The sequence below is a fragment of the Bacillus sp. EKM501B genome, from assembly GCF_011800505.1.
In the GTDB taxonomy this organism is placed as follows: Bacteria; Bacillota; Bacilli; order Bacillales; family Bacillaceae_G; genus Bacillus_A; species Bacillus_A cereus.
Genome location: NZ_JAALFZ010000006.1, coordinates 206,810 through 223,690 on the forward strand (window position 1 = coordinate 206,810; position 16,881 = coordinate 223,690).

A 16,881-nucleotide genomic window follows, 5' to 3' on the forward strand; every position below is an offset into this window, starting at 1 on the left:
AATACATCTTTGGCAAAATAAAATGCTTGATGTGAAAAATCATCGCCTTCTATTTTCAAAAAAGATATTCCACTCATCGTAGACGAGCATAAGCAAAAAGCTATGACAGCCGAATGATAGGGGGATACATATGGAGAAAACGAAGTTACCATGGGATGAATTTTTTTCACTTAATAAAGATATAAATCATACTTACTTTACACCAGAAGATTTTTCAGGTGATGAAGATTTAATCGCAAAAACGACAGAACAATTCGTTAAACAAGAAATTGTTCCACAAATGGAGAATATTGAACAACATAACTATAAAGTTTCTCGTCAATTATTTGAGAAAGCTGGGGAACTTGGATTATTAGGCATTGAGGTACCAGAAGATTATGGCGGGTTCGAGTTAGGAAAGGCTGTCTCAGGTCTTGTAGCAGAGAAAATGGGTTACGCTGGTGCGTTTAGCGTTTCTTTTAATATACACGCTGGTGTCGGTACATTGCCTTACATATATTATGGAACGAAAGAGCAAAAAGAAAAATATTTACCGAAAATCGCATCGGGAGAATGGATTGGGGCTTATGCTTTAACGGAGCCAAATGCTGGTTCGGATGCATTAAGTGCAAAAACAAGCGCCGTATTGAATGAAGAGGGAACAGCTTGGAAGTTAAATGGTGAGAAGCAATGGATTACAAATGCTCATATGGCAGATGTATACGTTGTTTTTGCGAAGACAAATAAAGGAATGACAGCGTTTATTGTCGAAAGAACATGTGAAGGTGTATCTATTGGATTAGAAGAAAAGAAAATGGGGATTAAAGGTTCTTCAACAGCGACTCTTATTTTAGAAGATGTTGTCATCCCTGCTGAAAATGTTTTAGGGGAAGTTGGGAAAGGGCATCACGTAGCCCTTAATATTCTTAACTTTGCTAGACTTAAACTTGCTTTTGGAAATATTGGAACAGCAAAACAAGCAATTGGTTTGTCGGTTCAATATGGAAAAGAGCGAAAACAGTTCCAAACGGAATTAGTAGACTTTACGATGATTCAAGAGAAAATTGCAAATATGATTATTGCTACATATGGAGCCGAAAGTGCAGCTTATCGTACAGCAGGTGTAATCGATGAAGCAATTCATGAGAGCGATGAAGATCTTATGAAGAAAATGTCCCAATTTGCAATTGAATGTGCACTGAATAAAGTAAATGCTTCTGAAACACTTGCTTATATCGTAGATGAAGCTGTACAAATTCATGGTGGTTACGGTTATATGCAAGAGTATGAGGTAGAACGATTATATCGTGATGCAAGAATTAGTCGTATTTTTGAAGGAACGAACGAAATTAATAGATTAACAGTTGCTAAAATGTTAATGAAGCAAATCGAACAATTAGAAGACACTGAAGTAGAAAGTGATGTAGCAAATGTAGAAAGAAACCATCGTTACATTTTATTAGCGAAAAAATTGTTGAAACAATCTTTGAAAACGCTCTCTAAAACTCCAGGTCTAAAAATTGACCAAGAACAAGAATATTCACGTGTAATATCAAATATGTTGACGGACGTGTACATCATGGAATCAGCGTTTTTACGTACGAGAAAAGCAGTACGTAAAAATGGAGAGGAAAAAGAACGTACGAAGCAACTCATAACGGATGTTATTTGTGAAGAAGGATACCGTAAAGTAGAAGAAGCGGCGATTTCTGTACTTTCAGCAGCTGTCACAGAAGAACAAGATAGAAATGTGATTTTAGCTGAAATCCGTCAATTATTAGTACCTTTATACACGAACGTATTTACGAAGAAGAGAGAAATTGCGAAAGCTATTATAAATCGTGGGAAATATATTGTGTAAATAGGAGGAAAGCGATATGAAAAAGATTGGTTTTATCGGTTTAGGTAACATGGGTCTTCCAATGTCAAAAAATCTAGTTAAATCAGGTTACACAGTATATGGCGTGGACTTAAATAAAGAGGCGGAAGCGTCCTTTGAAAAAGAAGGCGGAATTATCGGTCTATCAATCTCAAAACTAGCAGAAACATGTGATGTAGTTTTTACAAGTTTACCTTCACCTCGCGCTGTTGAAGCGGTATATTTTGGAGCAGAAGGATTATTTGAAAATGGTCACTCGAATATAGTTTTCATTGATACAAGTACGGTATCGCCGCAGTTAAACAAACAATTAGAGGAAGCTGCAAAGGAAAAGAAAGTAGACTTTTTAGCAGCACCTGTGAGCGGTGGTGTAATCGGAGCCGAAAACCGAACATTAACGTTTATGGTTGGTGGATCAAAAGAAGTATATGAGAAAACGGAATCTATCATGGGCGTACTAGGCGCGAACATTTTCCACGTTAGTGAGCAGATTGATAGTGGTACAACTGTTAAGTTAATTAATAACTTATTAATTGGTTTTTATACAGCTGGTGTGAGTGAAGCTTTAACATTAGCGAAAAAGAACAATATGGATTTAGATAAAATGTTTGATATTTTAAATGTAAGTTACGGTCAAAGTAGAATTTATGAACGTAATTATAAAAGTTTTATAGCACCTGAAAACTACGAGCCAGGATTTACTGTGAACTTATTGAAGAAAGATTTAGGATTTGCAGTTGACTTAGCTAAGGAAAGCGAACTCCATTTACCGGTAAGCGAAATGTTATTAAACGTATATGACGAAGCGAGTCAAGCTGGATATGGTGAAAACGATATGGCTGCTTTATATAAGAAAGTTAGCGAGCAATTAATTTCTAATCAAAAATAAATTATACAAAGGAGAGAATACAATGATTACAACTGAAATTAAACGAGTAAAAAATCACATTAACGGTGAGTGGGTTGAATCGACAGGTACGGAAGTAGAAGCAGTTCCAAATCCAGCGACTGGAAAAATTATCGCTTACGTTCCACTATCTCCAAAAGAAGATGTTGAAAAAGCTGTTGAAGCGGCAAAATCAGCATTCGAAACATGGTCTAAAGTACCAGTTCCAAATCGTTCAAGAAATTTATATAAATATTTACAGCTATTACAAGAAAACAAAGATGAGCTTGCAAAAATCATTACGCTAGAAAATGGTAAGACGCTAACGGATGCAACAGGTGAAGTACAGCGTGGTATTGAAGCGGTAGAACTTGCAACATCTACGCCAAATTTAATGATGGGTCAAGCACTTCCGAATATCGCTAGCGGAATTGATGGATCGATTTGGCGCTACCCAATCGGAGTTGTTGCTGGTATTACGCCATTTAACTTCCCGATGATGATTCCGTTATGGATGTTCCCACTTGCAATTGCTTGCGGTAATACATTCGTATTAAAAACATCTGAAAGAACGCCACTTTTAGCGGAGCGACTTGTAGAATTATTCTATGAAGCAGGTTTCCCAAAAGGCGTATTAAATTTAGTACAAGGCGGAAAAGATGTTGTAAATAGCATTTTAGAAAATAAAGATATTCAGGCTGTTTCGTTCGTTGGCTCTGAGCCGGTAGCTCGTTACGTATATGAAACAGGTACGAAACACGGAAAACGTGTACAAGCGTTAGCAGGTGCGAAAAACCATGCGATTGTAATGCCAGATTGCAATCTTGAGAAAACAGTACAAGGTGTAATTGGATCTGCATTTGCAAGTAGTGGAGAGCGCTGCATGGCATGCTCAGTAGTAGCAGTAGTGGATGAAATTGCTGATGAATTCATTGATGTATTAGTAGCAGAAACGAAAAAATTAAAAGTAGGCGATGGCTTTAACGAAGAGAACTATGTTGGACCATTAATCCGTGAATCTCATAAAGAGCGCGTTTTAGGCTACATTAATAGCGGTGTAGCAGATGGGGCAACTTTATTAGTAGATGGCCGTAAAATTAATGAAGAAGTTGGAGAAGGTTACTTTGTAGGTGCGACAATCTTTGATGGCGTAAATCAAGAAATGAAAATTTGGCAAGATGAGATTTTTGCTCCAGTATTAAGCATTGTACGAGTTAAAGATTTAGAAGAAGGTATTAAACTAACAAATCAATCTAAATTTGCAAATGGTGCAGTTATTTATACGTCAAACGGTAAACATGCACAAACGTTCCGTGATAATATCGATGCTGGTATGATCGGTGTAAACGTAAATGTTCCAGCACCAATGGCATTCTTCGCATTTGCAGGAAATAAAGCGTCATTCTTTGGTGATTTAGGTACAAATGGCACAGATGGCGTTCAATTCTATACACGTAAAAAAGTTGTAACTGAGCGCTGGTTTTAATATAAAATAAACAGCCAAATTAGTTATTAAATGAAAACCACCACTATTAATAGTGGTGGTTTTCATCTTGTTAATTACTTTTTTCAAAAGCAAGTTTAATACCAAAACCAATTAAGACGACTCCCGTTAACCCTTGAATATAACGCTGCGTCTTCGGTTTTTTCATAAAAGCACTAATTTTATCAATTAAAAATATATAAAAAGCGAACCAAATGGCTGTTAAAACGAGGTAAGTAAGGCCCATTACGAGTAGTTGGATAAACGTATTATGATTTGGATTTAAAAATTGCGGTAAAAACGTTAAAAAGAATACTGCAACTTTAGGGTTTAATAAATTCGTAAGAAACCCTTGTCGAAAGCAAGAGGTGTGTTCATCTTCATTATTTAAAGATGTATCGTTCGTATCAATGCCTTCTTTATTTCTTACTGCTAAAAGGGCTTTAATACCAATATAAATTAAATATAGAGCCCCAACGTACTTGAAAATAGAAAATAAAAGAGCTGACTTTACAATAAGTGCAGAAAGACCAATTACAGCAGCTAAAGTATGAATTAATAGTGCAATACATGTACCAAACACTGTTTTCACTCCACCGACTTTACCAGCAACCAATGTATTTTTCGTAGCCATTGCTGTATCTGGACCAGGTAAAATGATAAGGCAAATAGACATAATGATGAAAAGAAGATAATTTTCTATCATAGCCGCCCCTCCTTTTTATTTTTAGAATATTTGATTAAAATCAGTGTAGCACAAAAATGGATTTAATAAAATTAAATTTTGTTAAAAATAATTAAATAAAAAAGGCTATATAGTAGCTGTAATTACACTACTATATAGCTTCGATTTTATCCCGCTATTTGCGGGTAGTAAGATTTTCACCGCACAAGATTTAGCTGAAGCAAAGAAGTTAGGTAGGGGATGAACGAAACACCCCCTCATGACAATTTCATTTTATGCATTAAGTAAGTTAAAGAAACGATTCACATCTTCTTCTGAAATGTCACTTAACTGTTTATATTTATAATTCGGATTTTGATCTTTATCAACGACAACGGAGCGTACTCCTTCGAAGAAATCTTCATGTCTCATGAAATTTTTAGCAAGTATAAGGTCCGTAGCGAAACATTCTTCAACGGATTTATCTTTTCCATCAATAAACTGTTTTAATGTTACTTTTAGTGAAATAGGGGATTTTGATAACAGTGTTTCTTTCGTTTTTAGAGCAAAGGAACTTTCATCTTTCTCCAATGAATGGATGATTTCTTCAATTGTATCGAAAGCAAAATGTGAATTGATTACTTCTAATGAAGGAGCGAGCTCGCTTTCTAAGTTTGGAGCAGTTGCAAATGTACGAATAACTTCTTTTAAATTAGTATGTACATCATCTTCTTTATGCCAATTTACACTTTCAAGTTCAGTAAGAAACTCTGGTAATGAATCAGATGTCATAAAGTAATCAGCAGCATTAATAAATAATACGTCAGAAGCTTTTAAAATAGATGCTGTTAAAGCAACGAATCGTCCTGTATATCCAGGCGCTTTATTTAAGAAATATGCAGCTCCGACGTCTGGGAAGAAGCCAATATTCATCTCTGGCATTGCCCATTTCGTACGCTCAGTTACAATGCGATACTTCGCACCATTTGTAAGACCGACACCACCGCCCATTACAATTCCATCTAAACAAGCAATAATCGGTTTTGTATATTGATAAATATATGTATCAATTTCATACTCTTCTTCAAAAAAACGTTCTGCATGTTGCAATGCCACTTCATTGGAACGCGCTTCATAAAGAGTTTTAATGTCGCCGCCTGCACAAAAACCTTTTGTGCCAGCTCCTTTTAACACGATAAGTGCAATACGCTCATCGTGTTCCCACTCTTTAAGTTTTTGTCCGATAGGTTGTAACATGTCATAAGATAAAGAATTAAGTGCTTTTGGACGGTTTAAAGTAATTGTCGCAACGCCGTTTTCACTAACAGAAAATAAAACTTGTTCAGTCATAATGCATCCTCCCTTACATATCTTCTTATTCTTAATTCTTGATATGTACTGAAATGTCCTTTATAAATTTTGTCAAAAGTTGACGGTAAATATTAATTTGGTCACTGCATATTTTGACGAGTTATCTTTGCAGGATTTCAGAGACTGAGGGGGAATATTACAACATTACTGTAAGTGTAATTATTTGAAGTTATAATGATAAAAGCGCTATTATATAGGTGTGAAATGTTCATTATCAATTCTAAAAGTGTGTTTGAAGAAAAAATAAATCGTACAATTGTAATAAAAAATTTTACACTGAATTAGAAATAGAGAAAGGAGAAATCGGAATGCCAGGACCTTTACTATTGTCGGTTATTATTTTGTCTTTTTTAATGATAGGAATAACGCAGTATTTTCATCATACAGATACGACAGAAGAAGTGAAGGATAAAGTACGTCTCGTATTTCCGATTTTTATAATATCTATTTCATTCTGTATTTTATTAAATAAAGATGGCTACATTGTCGCAGTGTTCTCATTTTTCGTCGCAATCGTCTTAATTACCGTTTTATATTATGTAATGAAAGACTTTATACAAAAATAAAGATGTCATAATAGACATTTTTATTTTGGGGAAAATATAAAATTTCACATACCTTATTTTATATAAAATACATAAAACATATAACAATAGAAAAGTGTGTACTTTGCTGTGTATGTACTTGTCAATCTTGCATAGCCACTATACTATTAAAATGTAGAGATTATAAAAAGGGGTTGTATCTATCATGAAATTTGAGATGCACACAAAAATTATTTCAAATGAAAAAGAAGTAAGATTACATATTGAAGAAAATATATTTCAATTAATATTGGATGGTTATCACTTATTTACAGTTCAAGAAATATTGCCTTTATATAAATCAAATGAAGAAAGAATTGGAAGTGCAACGATATTGAAGCTAGAGTGGGAGAACGGAAAAACTACAATAAACTATCAACTCGTTTCACTAAAATCAGTAAATTAAAAGGAGTAGAAAAATATGAAGTTATTTCATACAGCGGATTGGCATTTAGGTAAGCTTGTTCATGGCGTGTATATGACTGAAGACCAAAAGATTGTATTAGATCAGTTTGTACAGGCTGTTGAAGAAGAAAAACCAGATGCTGTAATTATTGCAGGGGATTTATATGACCGAGCAATTCCACCTACAGAAGCAGTAGACTTATTAAATGATGTGCTGCAAAAAATAGTTATTGATTTGCAAACACCAGTTATTGCGGTAGCTGGTAATCATGATAGTCCGGATCGTATCCATTTTGGAAGTAGTTTAATGAAAAAACAAGGATTACATATTGCAGGTCAATTTCAATTCCCGTATGAACCTGTTGTACTAAATGATGAATATGGAGAGGTTCACTTCCATCTAATACCGTATGCAGACCCAAGCATAGTGAGGCACGTGTTGAAAAATGAAGACATACGTTCTCATGATGATGCGATGCGCATTTTTATGAATGAGCTCTCTGAAACGATGGATAAAGAAGCTAGACATGTATTTGTTGGACATGCATTTGTAACTTCTTCAGGAGAAGCGGAGGAGAATACAAGTGATGCAGAACGACCACTTTCAATTGGTGGTGCTGAATATGTAAATAGTCATTATTTTGATAAGTTTCATTACACAGCGCTTGGACATTTACATCAAGCGCATTTCGTACGTAATGAGACGATTCGATATTCAGGTTCACCACTTGCCTATTCAATTTCTGAAGAGAAACATAAAAAAGGCTATTACATTGTACAACTGAATGAAACTGGTGAAGTAGCAATTGAAAAAAGGTTACTTTCACCACGTCGTAAAATGCGAACAGTAGAAGCGAAAATAGATGAATTATTACAGCACCCAGTAAGTGAAGATTACGTATTTGTAAAATTATTAGACGAAAACCCTGTCTTACAGCCAATGGAGAAAATACGATCTGTATATCCAAATGCAATGCACGTTGAAAGAGCGATGCAAAGGCGAGAACTCACAGATACAAATGAAGTAACTGTTTCAAGACATAAAACGGATGATTTATCTCTTTTAAAGGCTTTCTATAAAGAAATGAAGGGGTTAGATTTATCAGAAGAGAAAGAACGCCTATTTATAGATGTATTACAAACAGTGCAAGAACGGGAAGGTGAACGAGGATGAGACCGATTCAGCTTATTATGACAGCATTCGGGCCATATAAACAGAAAGAAATAATCGATTTTGAAGATCTTGGAGAACATCGTATTTTCGCTATTTCTGGGAATACAGGAGCTGGAAAAACAACGATTTTTGATGCGATTTGTTATGTGTTATATGGTGAGGCTAGTGGCGAAGAACGTAGTGATACGAGCATGCTTCGAAGTCAATTTGCTGATGATAATGTTTATACAAGTGTTGAATTAACCTTTCAGTTAAAAGGGAAACGCTATGAAATAAAACGACAACTTGGACATAAAAAACAAGGGAATAAGACTATTACAGGACATGCAGTAGAATTATATGAAGTTATTGATGGAGAAAACGTTCCAGCCGTCGATCGTTTTCATGTAACAGACGTAAACAAAAAAGTGGAAGATTTAATTGGGTTAAGTAAACATCAATTTAGCCAAATTGTTATGTTACCCCAAGGGGAATTCCGAAAACTATTAACATCTGAGACGGAAAACAAAGAAGAGATTTTACGTCGTATTTTTAAAACGGATCGTTATAAATTAATGCGTGAGTTACTTGATCAAAAGAGAAAACAATGGAAAGACGTCTTACAAGAAAAACAAAAAGAGAGAGAGCTCTATTTCCGTAATGTTTTTAAATTACCAATCCGTGATGGAGCATTATTAGAGACATTAGTGGCACAAGAACATGTAAATACGCATCAAGTAGTAGAAGCGTTAGAACAAGAAACAACCGTGTATAAGGCAGAGGTTGAGCAATTACAAGTAGAACAAGATGTTCAAACGAAGCAATTAAAGGATGCAGAAATACGTTTTCATGCAGCAAAATCTGTAAATGAGAAATTTATAGATTTACAACAAAAGAATGAGAAATATAACACTTTACAAGAGAACCGTGCAGCAATTGAAAGGAAAGAAAAATTCTTTAAACGTGCGGAACAAGCAAAGCACTTATTACCATTTGAACAATGGTATGAAGAAGCGATGGAAAATGAGCAGAAAGCTGAAAGTTTGTTAAAACAGATAATCGTCAAACAAGAACAGATAATGAATAGCTTTGAACTTGCTCAGGAGAAGTATGAAGTAGTAAAGAATAAAGAAGCTGAACGAGAAGAGGCTAAAAAACTTGTTCAAAGATTAGAAGAGTTACAAGCGATTATTGAATCATTAGCTGAGAGAAAGCTGAATTTACAAAATGCCGAAATTCAAATAGGGAAATTAAAAGAAAGTATGCAAAAGTTAGATCAACAACTAGAAGAGCATACAAACCAAAAACAGAGAATGTCTGATGAATTGCAGCAATTAGAACAAGCACTTGAGCAATATGTAGCTAAAGTGGAAGAACTAACGAATATGCGAGAAGATGCAAAAGTTTTAAAACAAGCATATGATGTTTGGCAAGAAAAACAAAAATTCGAGCAAGAAAAAGAAGCGGCAAATAATAAAATGCAAGTGGCAGTTCGTGCATATGAAAACATGGAGCGCCGCTGGTTAAGTGAACAAGCTGGTATATTAGCTCTTCATTTACATGACGGTGAATCTTGTCCGGTATGTGGTAGTACGAGTCATCCACAAAAAGCTACAGAGCAAAGTAATGCGATCGATGAAAAAGAGTTAAACGATTTAAGAGATAAGAAGAACATTGCTGAAAAATTCCATGTGCAAGTAGAGGAGAAATGGAATTTCTATCGACTACAATATGAACAAGTGATAGAAGAAGTTGTGAAGCGCGGCTACAATTCGGAAAAATTAGCTGAAACATATAGTGCACTTGTTCAAAAAGGAAAACAATTAGCTGCAGATGTTAATACGTTAAAAGCAAGTGAAGAAACACGTAAGCAGATTGCTGCGAACATGAAAAGCGTAGAAGAAAAAATAGAAGAACTTCAGAAACAAAAACGAGAATTGGAAACAATGCAGCACCGTACAGAAATGGAGTGTATGCAACTTCGTACGTCATATGAACATGATAAACGAAATATTCCAGAAAACTTACAAACAGTACAAGCTTGGAAAGCACAGTTTGACCAAGCTATGCAGGAACTTAGGTTAATGGAGGACGAATGGAAGAAAGTGCAGGAAGCGTATCAGCATTGGCAAAATGAAAATATACGTATTCAAGCAGAACAAAAAGGTGCTTCTAATCAATTTGAAAGTGCAAAATTAAAGAAAGAAGAGACTTTCGCACGCTTTATGAAAGAGCTAGAACAAAGCGGGTTTACAGATGAATTCACGTATAAAAAAGCCAAATTAAGCGATCCCGAGGTGGAGATGTTACAAAAAGAAATTCAAGGTTATTATTCATCGCTTGAAGTGCTTGCAAAACAAATTGAAGAGTTAAACTCAGAATTAAAAGATAAAGAGTATATGGATATTACATCTTTAGGTGAACACATAAAAGAACTAGAAATTAATCTCGATATCATTAAAGAAAAACGTCAACGTGCGCAAAATGCGGTAACATATATTTCTGATTTACATGAAAACATTAGACGTATTGACGAACAAATTCACGAGGAAGAAAAAGCCTTCCAAGAACTTGTTGATTTATATGAAGTAATGAAAGGTGATAACGAAAGTCGTATATCATTTGAACGTTACATCTTAATTGAGTATTTAGAACAAATTGTTCAAATCGCAAACGAACGACTACGTAAATTATCAAATGGACAATTTTATTTAAAACGAAGTGAGCGAGTTGAAAAAAGAAACCGTCAAAGTGGATTAGGTTTAGATGTGTACGATGCATACACTGGCCAAACACGCGATGTAAAAACACTATCCGGTGGAGAGAAATTTAACGCATCACTTTGCCTAGCGCTAGGAATGGCAGATGTCATTCAAGCATATGAAGGCGGTATTTCCATCGAAACGATGTTCATCGATGAAGGGTTCGGTTCATTAGATGAAGAATCGTTAACGAAAGCGGTAGATGCCTTAATTGACTTACAAAAATCAGGCCGATTTATCGGTGTCATCTCACACGTTCAAGAGCTGAAAAACGCAATGCCAGCTGTATTAGAAGTAACGAAGCAGAAGGATGGGTGTAGTCAGACTAGGTTTGTGGTGAAGTAAGCTTAGAAAATGGAGTAGGGAATCTACCGATACTTTTAGTGTCATATGTATGAATAATAAAACGTCGTCTCTTCATATTGGAGGCGACGTTTTATTTTATAAAATATCTATGAATTATCTGTAGAAGGCGGCGTATTCTCCAAACGATTATAAGTTTTAAAGGCTGAAATTGCTGAGATAACCCCGCCTACTAAAAATAAAGCGGATCCTCCAACTAAGATGATACGACTGACATATGTTTCCCGTGCTTCTTCGACTTCTTCTTGTAACGCTGTAGGCATATGAATCCCCCCTTTATAAAAGTTGTTTTATAAATAGTATATACAAACGCCTAAAATGTGTTAAAATAACTGATGATTTTATGCAGTGGGTAATTAGATGAGTAGGATGCGAGTGGCTAAGTAAATCTTCATCATAAATTTATGTGAACTTCACATAGAGCACATATTAACATTGTATTATGTATATGTACCAAATAAATAAATAAAGTGAATGTAAGTTCTGTTTTCAAAAATTTAAAATCCTTTTATTTCTATATGAAAGTTTTAATCAAGGGTTTTAAAAAATTTGGAAATAGATCTTATGAATATGGAATTCATATAAAAGGGGAATGTCTTATGACAACATATACGAGTGAAATGAGAAAAACTTTAGTTTCAGAAGAAGATGTAGATATTTTAAAAATTATGGCGCATCCAATCCGACTGCAAATTGTAAATGAATTAAGTACGAGAAAAACTTGTAATGTAACACAATTAACAGAGTTACTGAATATTCCGCAATCTACTGTTTCACAACATTTATCAAAAATGAAGGGTAAAGTGTTACGAGCAGAGAGAAGAGGTTTAGAAATTTATTATCATATTAACAATTTAAAAGCGAGTAAGATTGTTAATGTTTTAGGGTATATAAACTAGTGAAATATTTTTATATAAAATAGCCCCTGCTGTTGAGCAGGGGCTATTTTGTGTTGTTTTATGTATTTGTATTTAAAACTTTATAGTTTTTATGATTTACAATTGTTCGATCAAATTCAAAAGTACCACCGCTTACATTTGTAATTTCAACTAAGACCGATTCAGTATAAAGTTTTAATACAGATCCTGTAATCTTTAAATTATTTCGTTGAAAAAGTATAGTATCCCCTACGTTTGCTTTCATAGTACCTCCTCATTAAAGACAGAAATATTTTTTTATTATATATATTAAACCACGGATAGATATATTAGTGAATATTTAGTTTTATTTATTGGAAAAAAATTTGTGATTTTATAAAAAATAAGGTGGATTGAAGTATAAAAAATTTTTCTATTGTATCTAATCAGTAGTTTTTTGTATTTCATCCTTCGTTTTTTGTAACTGATTCCATGTTTTTGACGCTCTATCTTGTAAGTGCTTACATAAACAAAAACATCTTATACAATGAAGGTGTCAAATCAAAAGAGGTGACCAAAATGAACATAAAAAAAGTAAATTTAGCGAATAGCATTGAAATAGAAAGAGGAGGCGGAAAGGTATGAAAAAATCAACTGTTAATCCATGGCTTGTTGTCCTTGGCACAGTTATAGTACAAATGGGGCTTGGGACGATATATACATGGAGTTTATTCAATCAGCCTTTAGTTAGTAAATATGGTTGGAGTCTTAACGCTGTTGCGATAACTTTCTCAATTACTAGTCTTTCTTTAGCATTTTCAACTTTATTTGCGAGTAAATTGCAAGAAAAATGGGGACTTCGTAAACTTATTATGATAGCTGGATTAGCATTAGGACTAGGATTAATACTTAGTTCACAAGCATCCTCACTAATATTACTTTATGTACTAGCGGGAGTTGTTGTAGGTTATGCAGATGGTACAGCATATATCACTTCACTATCAAATTTAATAAAGTGGTTTCCAGAGCGTAAAGGTTTAATTGCTGGTATTTCTGTCTCTGCATATGGTTCAGGTAGCTTAATCTTTAAATACGTTAACGCACAGTTGATTGAATCAGTTGGTGTATCCCAAGCATTTATATACTGGGGTTTAATTGTTACAGCTATGGTTGTAATTGGTGCTTGTTTAATCCATCAAGCTGCAGATCAAGGAGCAGTTCATGAAACAAAAACTGAGGAATACACAACGAAAGAAATGTTAGGCACAAAACAAGTATACTTATTATTTATCATGTTATTTACATCATGTATGAGTGGCTTATACTTAATTGGTATGGTAAAAGACATTGGTGTTCAACTTGTAGGACTTAGCGCAGCAACAGCAGCTAATGCGGTGGCTATGGTTGCAATCTTCAATACATTAGGTCGTATCATTTTAGGACCGTTATCGGATAAAATTGGGCGTTTAAAAATCGTTACTGGTACTTTTGTTGTTATGGCGAGTTCAGTCTTAGTTCTAAGTTTTGTAGATTTAAATTATGGTATTTACTTCGTATGTGTAGCAAGTGTAGCGTTTTGCTTTGGTGGAAATATCACTATTTTCCCAGCTATTGTTGGTGATTTCTTCGGTATGAAAAACCATAGTAAGAACTACGGAATTGTGTATCAAGGATTTGGATTTGGGGCGCTTGCAGGTTCCTTTATCGGTGCACTTCTAGGTGGATTCAAACCAACGTTCATGGTAATAGGTGTATTATGTGTCGTGTCATTCATTATCGCAATTTTAATTCAAGCACCTAAGCAGAAAAAAGAAAAAGAAGAAGAGTATCGCAGCGTAGCATAAGTATATAAATCTTCTATAACAATATGATTACGAAAAAGCATCCTATTCTATTAATTAGGATGCTTTTTTTATGAGTTATTTTAACAAGGTTAAATTACTTTTATGATTTTCATAGATGTAAAAGTGAGTGAAATGCCTATTTGGATTATATTGAAATACAATAAATTGATACATCGTATTCGAAATATATATTAAATCTTAAATGACAAAAAAGACATTCATTAGTATTTGTAAGATATATTTTCAGAAAAATATTGAGAAAATATATACTTGAGTTTTTCATAAAGCATTGTAAATGAACGTATCTCTAGTTTAGTTTCTTCAATTTTAAAAAGAGGACTTTGAATTTTATTTATAATATAAGTACTTTTAATGCGTTTACATATGATTTTATTAAGAAGCATTAAAATGGTTTATCTGAAAAATAAAAAAAGATTGACAAGTTTATTGAGAAACATTATCATTTCAGTGTAAGATGGTAAATGAAAAACATTATCAATAAAATGGATTTTAAAGTAATGCGCACTTGACCAATTAGTTTAGTAAGTGTATTATTTTTTACAACACAACTGATAATGAAAATCAATATCATCGGTGTTACTTAATGAAATTAATGTTTATGTGAAAGGATAGAGAAAATGAACTTAGGGGAATTTGATGGGAAAACAGTTTTAGTAACAGGTGCAGCACAAGGCATAGGCAGTGTCGTTGCCAAAATGTTTTTAGAAAGAGGAGCCACAGTTATTGCGGTTGATCAAAATGAAGAGGGGTTAAATGTACTCTTAAATCAAAATGAATTAAACAATACACGTATGAAAACGTTTCGTTTAGATGTGAGTGATAGCGCCGCTGTTGAAGACATGGTAAATCATATTGCAAATGAAATAGCGCCAATAGATATTTTAATAAATGTTGCAGGGGTTTTACGTATGGGACCAATTCATTCGTTAAGTGATGAAGATTGGAATAAAACATTCTCTGTAAATACTACAGGGGTTTTCAATATGTCCCGAGCGGTAAGTAAAAATATGATGTTAAGAAAATCGGGGGCAATTGTTACAGTCGGTTCAAATGCGGCAAATACGCCAAGAATGGAGATGGCTGCGTATGCTGCGTCAAAGGCCGCAACGACGATGTTTATGAAATGTTTAGGACTAGAGCTTGCGGCATACAATATACGCTGCAACTTAGTTTCTCCAGGTTCTACTGAAACTGAGATGCAAAGATTACTATGGGCTGATGAGAATGGAGCTAAAAATATAATTGCTGGTTCTCAAAATACATATAGACTCGGAATTCCATTACAAAAAATTGCACAACCTTCAGAAGTTGCTGAAGCAGTGTTATTTTTAGCCTCAGATAGAGCAAGTCATATTACAATGCACAATTTATGTGTTGATGGCGGTGCTACGTTAGGAGTTTAATAAAAATTCAGGAGGTTATTATATTATGAATGAACATATAGCTGTAAAGGAATTGTCAGAAAAACTTTTAGAAGATTATAAGACTGAATCTTCATTCTTTTTCGCTTCACCAACTCGAACGATATTAGCAGAAGGAGAGTTTACTACAGTAAAGCATCGTGAAATTGAAAGTTTCCCAGAGCTTGTGCAAGCGACATTAAGTAATGCGAAACAAGCTGGAAATCCAAATCCTATCGTTGTGGGTGCTTTGCCATTTGATCGTAGAAAAGAAGTCCAACTCATCGTACCAGAATATAGCAGAATTTCTGAGCGTTTACAATTGGATACAACAAATCAGCTTGAAACAAATGAGAATGTAACATTTGAAATGACACCAGTGCCAGACCCTGAAGTTTATATGAATGGTGTGAAGCAAGGAATTGAAAAAATACAGGACGGTGATTTAAAGAAAATCGTTCTATCCAGATCGTTAGATGTTAAATCTTCCGAAAAGATTGATAAGCAAAAACTTCTGCGAGAATTAGCAGAGCATAATAAGCATGGTTATACATTTGCTGTAAATTTACCGAAAGATGAAAAAGAGAACAGTAAGACGCTAATTGGAGCAAGCCCTGAATTACTTGTTTCACGTAATGGTATGCAAGTTATTTCTAACCCGTTAGCTGGTTCAAGGCCACGTAGTGAGGACCCAGTAGAAGATAAAAGAAGAGCAGAGGAATTACTTTCTTCGCCAAAAGATTTACATGAACATGCGGTAGTAGTTGAAGCGGTTGTCGCTGCACTTCGTCCGTATTGTCATACATTACATGTTCCAGAAAAGCCATCAGTTATTCATAGTGAAGCGATGTGGCATTTGTCTACAGAAGTGAAAGGTGAACTTAAGGATCCAAATACTTCTTCTTTACAATTAGCAATTGCCCTTCATCCTACGCCAGCAGTTTGCGGAACTCCGATGGAAAAAGCAAGAGAAGCTATACAGCATATTGAGCCATTTGACCGCGAGTTCTTTACAGGAATGCTAGGATGGAGCGATTTAAATGGAGATGGAGAATGGATTGTTACAATTCGTTGTGCTGAAGTACAAGAAAATACACTTCGTTTATATGCAGGAGCTGGAGTTGTTGCTGAGTCAAAACCAGAAGATGAGTTAGCAGAAACATCAGCTAAGTTCCAAACAATGCTAAAAGCTTTAGGGTTAAGAGATAGTTCACTTAATGAAAAATAGGG

General features: G+C 34.5%; 15 protein-coding genes. 11 read left to right on the plus strand and 4 right to left on the minus strand.

Going from position 1 to position 16,881, the window contains the following annotated elements; translation table 11 throughout:
* Positions 1-130: 130 nt before the first annotated feature.
* Genes HFD78_RS15000 through HFD78_RS15010 form a run of 3 tightly spaced genes read left to right on the plus strand, consistent with a single transcriptional unit; the run spans position 131 to position 4,230 of the window.
* Positions 131-1,840, plus strand: coding sequence for an acyl-CoA dehydrogenase family protein (locus HFD78_RS15000; RefSeq protein ID WP_000415991.1), 1,710 nt, complete (start codon positions 131-133; stop codon positions 1,838-1,840).
* A 16-nt stretch (positions 1,841-1,856) separates the two neighbouring features.
* Entirely contained in the window at positions 1,857-2,747 is an 891-nt protein-coding gene (locus HFD78_RS15005) for an NAD(P)-dependent oxidoreductase (RefSeq protein WP_000719408.1), read from the plus strand.
* 22 nt (positions 2,748-2,769) lie between these two features.
* Positions 2,770-4,230 carry a CoA-acylating methylmalonate-semialdehyde dehydrogenase gene (locus HFD78_RS15010; protein WP_000633364.1) on the plus strand — a complete coding sequence of 487 codons (1,461 nt, stop codon included), beginning with the start codon at positions 2,770-2,772 and terminating at the stop codon, positions 4,228-4,230.
* Between the two features lie 70 nt (positions 4,231-4,300).
* On the opposite strand, the gene HFD78_RS15015 is transcribed toward HFD78_RS15010, so the two are convergent.
* Together HFD78_RS15015 and HFD78_RS15020 are read right to left on the minus strand one after the other, a co-directional pair.
* Positions 4,301-4,933 carry a LysE family translocator gene (locus tag HFD78_RS15015; RefSeq protein ID WP_098432033.1) on the minus strand — a complete coding sequence of 211 codons (633 nt, stop codon included), beginning with the start codon at positions 4,931-4,933 and terminating at the stop codon, positions 4,301-4,303.
* 252 nt (positions 4,934-5,185) lie between these two features.
* Entirely contained in the window at positions 5,186-6,241 is a 1,056-nt protein-coding gene (locus HFD78_RS15020) for an enoyl-CoA hydratase/isomerase family protein (protein ID WP_191968085.1), read from the minus strand.
* A gap of 329 nt (positions 6,242-6,570) precedes the next feature.
* Between HFD78_RS15020 and HFD78_RS15025 the strand changes: the two genes are divergently transcribed.
* The 4 genes from HFD78_RS15025 (at position 6,571) to HFD78_RS15040 (ending at position 11,511) form a co-directional block, all read left to right on the plus strand.
* Complete coding sequence (locus HFD78_RS15025; protein ID WP_001119404.1) at positions 6,571-6,828, plus strand: hypothetical protein; 258 nt, start codon at positions 6,571-6,573, stop codon at positions 6,826-6,828.
* A 184-nt stretch (positions 6,829-7,012) separates the two neighbouring features.
* Positions 7,013-7,252: a DUF2584 family protein gene (locus tag HFD78_RS15030; RefSeq protein WP_000667346.1), complete on the plus strand. Its 240-nt coding sequence runs from the start codon at positions 7,013-7,015 to the stop codon at positions 7,250-7,252.
* Between the two features lie 15 nt (positions 7,253-7,267).
* Positions 7,268-8,425: an exonuclease SbcCD subunit D gene (locus HFD78_RS15035; protein WP_000765146.1), complete on the plus strand. Its 1,158-nt coding sequence runs from the start codon at positions 7,268-7,270 to the stop codon at positions 8,423-8,425.
* Positions 8,422-11,511 carry an AAA family ATPase gene (locus HFD78_RS15040; RefSeq protein WP_001247413.1) on the plus strand — a complete coding sequence of 1,030 codons (3,090 nt, stop codon included), beginning with the start codon at positions 8,422-8,424 and terminating at the stop codon, positions 11,509-11,511. The genes HFD78_RS15035 and HFD78_RS15040 overlap by 4 nt, the downstream gene beginning before the upstream one ends.
* A 107-nt stretch (positions 11,512-11,618) precedes the next feature.
* Here the strand turns inward: HFD78_RS15040 and HFD78_RS15045 are convergent, their stop codons facing one another.
* Positions 11,619-11,792: a hypothetical protein gene (locus HFD78_RS15045; RefSeq protein WP_001141667.1), complete on the minus strand. Its 174-nt coding sequence runs from the start codon at positions 11,790-11,792 to the stop codon at positions 11,619-11,621.
* Positions 11,793-12,128: 336 nt separating this feature from the next.
* On the opposite strand from HFD78_RS15045, the gene HFD78_RS15050 reads away from it, so the two are divergent.
* Entirely contained in the window at positions 12,129-12,428 is a 300-nt protein-coding gene (locus tag HFD78_RS15050; protein WP_000214801.1) for an ArsR/SmtB family transcription factor, read from the plus strand.
* A gap of 58 nt (positions 12,429-12,486) precedes the next feature.
* On the opposite strand, the gene HFD78_RS15055 is transcribed toward HFD78_RS15050, so the two are convergent.
* Positions 12,487-12,672: a YkvS family protein gene (locus HFD78_RS15055; protein ID WP_000646793.1), complete on the minus strand. Its 186-nt coding sequence runs from the start codon at positions 12,670-12,672 to the stop codon at positions 12,487-12,489.
* Positions 12,673-13,027: 355 nt separating this feature from the next.
* Here HFD78_RS15055 and HFD78_RS15060 point away from each other — a divergent pair, with 355 nt between their 5' ends.
* The 3 genes from HFD78_RS15060 to dhbC all read left to right on the plus strand — a co-directional run bounded on the left by HFD78_RS15060 (position 13,028) and on the right by dhbC (position 16,879).
* On the plus strand, positions 13,028-14,230 hold the full coding sequence (locus HFD78_RS15060; RefSeq protein ID WP_191968086.1) for an L-lactate MFS transporter: 1,203 nt from the start codon (positions 13,028-13,030) through the stop codon (positions 14,228-14,230).
* Positions 14,231-14,868: 638 nt separating this feature from the next.
* Complete coding sequence (gene dhbA, locus HFD78_RS15065; RefSeq protein WP_001048430.1) at positions 14,869-15,654, plus strand: 2,3-dihydro-2,3-dihydroxybenzoate dehydrogenase; 786 nt, start codon at positions 14,869-14,871, stop codon at positions 15,652-15,654.
* 25 nt (positions 15,655-15,679) lie between these two features.
* The gene (gene dhbC, locus HFD78_RS15070; protein WP_001002076.1) at positions 15,680-16,879 is read left to right on the plus strand and encodes an isochorismate synthase DhbC; all 1,200 of its coding nucleotides are present in this window, start codon (positions 15,680-15,682) and stop codon (positions 16,877-16,879) included.
* The last annotated feature ends 2 nt before the right edge of the window (positions 16,880-16,881 follow it).

Excerpts from the sequence above, each read along its gene's own strand:
- HFD78_RS15000 (WP_000415991.1), top strand. The coding sequence starts at position 131 with ATGGAGAAAACGAAGTTACCATGGGATGAATTTTTTTCACTTAATAAA.
- HFD78_RS15005 (WP_000719408.1), top strand. The coding sequence starts at position 1,857 with ATGAAAAAGATTGGTTTTATCGGTTTAGGTAACATGGGTCTTCCAATG.
- HFD78_RS15010 (WP_000633364.1), top strand. The coding sequence starts at position 2,770 with ATGATTACAACTGAAATTAAACGAGTAAAAAATCACATTAACGGTGAG.
- HFD78_RS15015 (WP_098432033.1), bottom strand. The coding sequence starts at position 4,933 with ATGATAGAAAATTATCTTCTTTTCATCATTATGTCTATTTGCCTTATC.
- HFD78_RS15020 (WP_191968085.1), bottom strand. The coding sequence starts at position 6,241 with ATGACTGAACAAGTTTTATTTTCTGTTAGTGAAAACGGCGTTGCGACA.
- HFD78_RS15025 (WP_001119404.1), top strand. The coding sequence starts at position 6,571 with ATGCCAGGACCTTTACTATTGTCGGTTATTATTTTGTCTTTTTTAATG.
- HFD78_RS15030 (WP_000667346.1), top strand. The coding sequence starts at position 7,013 with ATGAAATTTGAGATGCACACAAAAATTATTTCAAATGAAAAAGAAGTA.
- HFD78_RS15035 (WP_000765146.1), top strand. The coding sequence starts at position 7,268 with ATGAAGTTATTTCATACAGCGGATTGGCATTTAGGTAAGCTTGTTCAT.
- HFD78_RS15040 (WP_001247413.1), top strand. The coding sequence starts at position 8,422 with ATGAGACCGATTCAGCTTATTATGACAGCATTCGGGCCATATAAACAG.
- HFD78_RS15045 (WP_001141667.1), bottom strand. The coding sequence starts at position 11,792 with ATGCCTACAGCGTTACAAGAAGAAGTCGAAGAAGCACGGGAAACATAT.
- HFD78_RS15050 (WP_000214801.1), top strand. The coding sequence starts at position 12,129 with ATGACAACATATACGAGTGAAATGAGAAAAACTTTAGTTTCAGAAGAA.
- HFD78_RS15055 (WP_000646793.1), bottom strand. The coding sequence starts at position 12,672 with ATGAAAGCAAACGTAGGGGATACTATACTTTTTCAACGAAATAATTTA.
- HFD78_RS15060 (WP_191968086.1), top strand. The coding sequence starts at position 13,028 with ATGAAAAAATCAACTGTTAATCCATGGCTTGTTGTCCTTGGCACAGTT.
- dhbA (WP_001048430.1), top strand. The coding sequence starts at position 14,869 with ATGAACTTAGGGGAATTTGATGGGAAAACAGTTTTAGTAACAGGTGCA.
- dhbC (WP_001002076.1), top strand. The coding sequence starts at position 15,680 with ATGAATGAACATATAGCTGTAAAGGAATTGTCAGAAAAACTTTTAGAA.